This is a genomic window from Microbacterium sp. B24, from assembly GCF_000333415.1.
Taxonomy (GTDB): Bacteria; Actinomycetota; Actinomycetes; order Actinomycetales; family Microbacteriaceae; genus Microbacterium.
The window spans coordinates 1-3,006 of record NZ_BADB01000098.1 but is presented as its reverse complement, the minus strand read 5'-3'; the positions used below and the strand labels follow the sequence as shown (position 1 = coordinate 3,006).

General features: G+C 69.0%; 3 protein-coding genes. 2 read left to right on the top strand and 1 reads right to left on the bottom strand.

The window, feature by feature from the left end; all coding sequences use genetic code 11:
• On the top strand, positions 1-700 hold a 700-nt coding region (locus tag I5I_RS15990), incomplete at its 5' end, for a hypothetical protein (protein WP_239639994.1).
• A gap of 29 nt (positions 701-729) precedes the next feature.
• On the opposite strand, the gene I5I_RS02200 is transcribed toward I5I_RS15990, so the two are convergent.
• Positions 730-1,968: a serine/threonine-protein kinase gene (locus I5I_RS02200; protein WP_036315971.1), complete on the bottom strand. Its 1,239-nt coding sequence runs from the start codon at positions 1,966-1,968 to the stop codon at positions 730-732.
• Positions 1,969-2,665: 697 nt separating this feature from the next.
• On the opposite strand from I5I_RS02200, the gene I5I_RS02195 reads away from it, so the two are divergent.
• A complete protein-coding gene (locus tag I5I_RS02195; RefSeq protein WP_036315968.1) occupies positions 2,666-2,938 on the top strand; it encodes a hypothetical protein in 273 nt (90 codons plus the stop codon).
• The last annotated feature ends 68 nt before the right edge of the window (positions 2,939-3,006 follow it).

Here is a 3,006-nt window from a genome sequence, read left to right as displayed (position 1 = left end):
AGACCGCGCCGGCGCCGCGGTTCGGCGAGTACGCGCCGACGCCCGGCGCGCCGACCACCCCTGTCGCACCCGTCACCCCTGCTGCGCCCGTCGGGCGCCGACGTCCTCCCCGCAGGCCGCGCCGGCGATGGGCGGCTCGGCGGCCTATCCTGCCGCACCCGCCTACGCCGGCCCGGGGGCCACCCCGCCCGTCGTCGACGTTCCGACCAGTACGGTCTGGGTGTGGTTGGCCGTCGCGGCATCCGTCCTGCCGATCCTGTCGGTCTTCCTCATCGACTGGAACGGCTACATCGCAGCCGTCGTGGCGATGTCGCGCGAGGCCTCGTCGGGGATGACCGGCGTGCCGGCGGAGCTGATGTCGTGGGAGGCGCGCACGTTGGGCATCTCCCTGATCGGGTGGGTGTTCTACGCCGCGTTCGTCGTGTTCAGCTGGCTCGACTGGCGCGAGCTGAAACGCCGCGGCGTCGTCGCCCCCTTCGGCTGGGCGTGGTCGTTCTTCGTGCTGCTCGGCCTCGGATCCGCGGTCTACATGATCGGCCGCGCCGTGGTGCTACGCCGTCGCACCGTCGCCGGCGGCTGGCCGCCGCTGTGGACCTGGATCGCGGCGACGGTCGTCGGCTTCATCGCCTCGATCTCGCTCATCGTGTGGGTCATCGGAGAGATCGTGCAGGCCGTGTCCTTCACCGTCCAGGGCAGCTGATCACGGCATCGGACCGGGGCCGGCGGCGCTCAGCCGCCGCCCTTGCCCGGCCCGCCGCCCTTGCCACCCCCGTTGTTGCCGCCGCCGGGGCCGCCTTTGCCGTTTCCGTTGTCGTTCGGGGCCGCGGGGGTCGCCGGTGCCTTCTCAGGGTTCGAGACGGTGTTCGCATCGGTCGCGGCGGGCGTCGGGGTCGTGTCCACGACTCCCGTCGGTGAGGGATCGACGGTCGGTGCACCGGACAGTCCCGACCACGCCGCCAGCGCGACGACGATCGCCATCACTGCCGCGCCCCCGCCGACGAGGACACCCGTCCGTCGCCACCACGGTCGCTCGGTCGCTCCCGCGCGATCGAACCGTGCCGCCGCGACGGCTGCCGGCTCGGTGGGCGACTCTGGCGCGGCGAGAACACGGGTCTCGTCGTTGCTGGTCTCGCGTGGGGGAGCGGCGAGCGTGTCGGAGATGGCCGCGGCGCTCGGGCGTGCAGCCGGGTCGCGGCTGAGCATGGCCCGCAGAAGCTCCGCCCAGAGCGGAGACAGATGATCGGGAATCGCGGGATCCTGCGCAAGTCGGGCGAGCAGCTGCGCGGCGCCCTGAGCGGAGGGGAAGGCACGCGTCCCGGTCAGCGCCTCGAGGAGGACGAGTCCGAGCGCGTAGACGTCGGATGCCGGGGCGGGCGCGTTCCCGAGCGCGACCTCGGGAGCCAGGTAGGCCGCTGTGCCGATGAGGGAGCCGGGCTGGGTGATGCGATCGGAGCCGAGCAGGTGTGCGATGCCGAAGTCGGCGAGCTTCGCCCGCGGCGGCCGTGTCGGCGCCGTGCTCGGAGCGAGCAGGATGTTCGACGGTTTGACGTCGCGGTGGACGATGCCGGCGGCGTGCACCGCGCTCAGCGCGTCGGCGAGTTCGCCGGCGATGCGGGTGACCTCGGCATCCGTCATCGGACCTTCCGCCAGCCGCGCCGACAGCGACGGGCCGTCGATGCGTTCCATCACGAGATAGCGCGGGCCGGGGCCGGTCAGGCGCGCATCGTGCAGAACGACCAGGTGGGGGTGGGTGAGCGCGGCTAGCGCGGCGGTCTCTGCGCGCACCCGCTGCCCGGCATCGAGGTCGTCGTCCGTCGCCGTGATGATCTTGATCGCCACGGTGCGGCCGAGCAGGAGGTCGCGGGCCGCGTAGACGCGGGACATACCGCCGGTGCCGATGAGCGCGTCGACGCGGTAACGGTCGTCGAGCACCGTCCCGGCATCGATGCCCCCTGTCTGATCGTCCACGCTTCGAGGGTAGTCGGGCGATGGATGCCGTGGTGCTGCGCGCTTGCTAGGCTGATCCCGCCCCTATAGCTCAGTTGGTTAGAGCAACGGACTTCAAACAGAACACAATGGAGCGCCAGCGTAGAAATGCGCTGGATGACCGCCGCTATATGCTGGGACGCCCTGAGAGCCCGAGGTACTCGTCGGATGTGTGTCATCCGACAGTGACAATCTGAGGGATTGGGTAATCAGCAGGTAACCGCAAGGGAACCTCAGAGACTACACGCGGCGCACCTGACCGGTCAGGCCGAAGGTGAAGATATAGTCCAGACTGCAAGCCGGCCGCCCGGTGGCGGGGGAAACCTCGTGCAGCAGGTTAATCCGTGGGTCCAGGGTTCGAGTCCCTGTGGGGGCACCACGACTCGATGTCCGACGGTGGTTGTAGACCATCGTCATGACGTCGCGAGAAGTCCTCAGTTCAGGTACTGCCAAAGAGTGCGGCACGTGTCACGAGACGAAGTCGCTCACGGAGTTCAATCGCAAGCGGCGGCGTCCGGATGGCCTTCAGGAGACGTGCCGCGAATGCAACCGCGCGTCTTCGCGGCGTTACTACGCGGCGAATCGTGAACGACATGTGCGCGTTGTCGTCGCTCGCACGGCGAGGCGTCGGATCGAGGCGAAAGAGCATCTGCTCGCCTAACGGCGTTCTCATCCGTGCGTGGACTGCGGGATCGGCGACATTCGGGTTCTCGATTTCGACCACAGGCCCCAGAGCTCCAAGCGCAAGGACGTCATGCAGCTGGTCAAAGAGGGATTCAGTATCCGGATCATTCAGGACGAAGTCGACAAGTGCGATGTGAGGTGCCGTAACTGCCACGCGATCGCCACCCTCGAAAGGGCACCGCAGAACTGGCGTTCGCGTGCGGAACGACACGGACGACGCGACGAGGCCGCCGGCGCGCAGTGCGCCGGCGGCCTCGACCGGGGGTGATCGAAACGATCAGTTGGTGGGCATGAGCACCGAGTCGATCAGGTACACCGTGGCGTTGGCGGTCTGAA